Annotated in this window: 1 protein-coding gene; it reads right to left on the reverse strand. The window is 70.7% G+C overall.

Annotation, left to right across the window (positions count from 1 at the left end; genetic code table 11):
• Positions 1–52: 52 nt before the first annotated feature.
• The coding region (locus ACFQE5_RS19030) for a transposase (RefSeq protein ID WP_379586875.1) at positions 53–632 on the reverse strand (580 nt) is incomplete at its 5' end.

The raw sequence follows: 632 nt of genomic DNA on the forward strand, positions 1-632 counted from the left end.
CTAGTGCCGTGACCACGAAGGTTCGCCGGGTTGGTGCATGACATCGGTGTAATCATGCAGCGGCGCGGTGCTGGGGCTGGCCCCAGCGGCGGTGGCGTTCGCTGCGGACCCTGACTCGTTCGCGGCGTTGCGCGGCGAGGAGTTCGGGGTCGCGGGCGTGGTCGTTGCGCCAGCGCAGATGGGCGTGCAGCGCCCGGGTGAGCGCCACGTGGCTGGTGTGCTCGGAGTTGGCCAGCACGAAGGAGCGCAGCGGGCCGAAGTGCACCTCGATCGGGTTGGCCCAGGAGGCGTAGGTCGGGGTGAAGCACAGTTCCACGTTGTTGCGCGCCGCCCAGCGGTGGATCCGGGCGCCCTTGTGCGCGGACAGGTTGTCCAGGATCACGTAGATGGGTTGCCTGTCTGGGCGGGTGGCGCGGATCGAGCGCAGCGCCGCGAGGGTGTGCGTCGCGCTCTTGCGGTGCCGGACCACGCCCCACAGCCGGTCTTCGCCGACCGAGTAGCAGCCGTGGAACTGCCGCACGCCCTGGGTCTTGTGGTAGTTGGCTGGCAGCCGCTGCGGCCTGCCCTTCGGCGCCCAGCAGGAGCCCGGGGTCGGCACGCAGGCCAGCGGGCCGAACTCGTCGAAGGCGAAC

Source organism: Pseudonocardia hispaniensis (genome assembly GCF_042658695.1).
Lineage (GTDB): Bacteria > Actinomycetota > Actinomycetes > Mycobacteriales > Pseudonocardiaceae > Pseudonocardia > Pseudonocardia hispaniensis.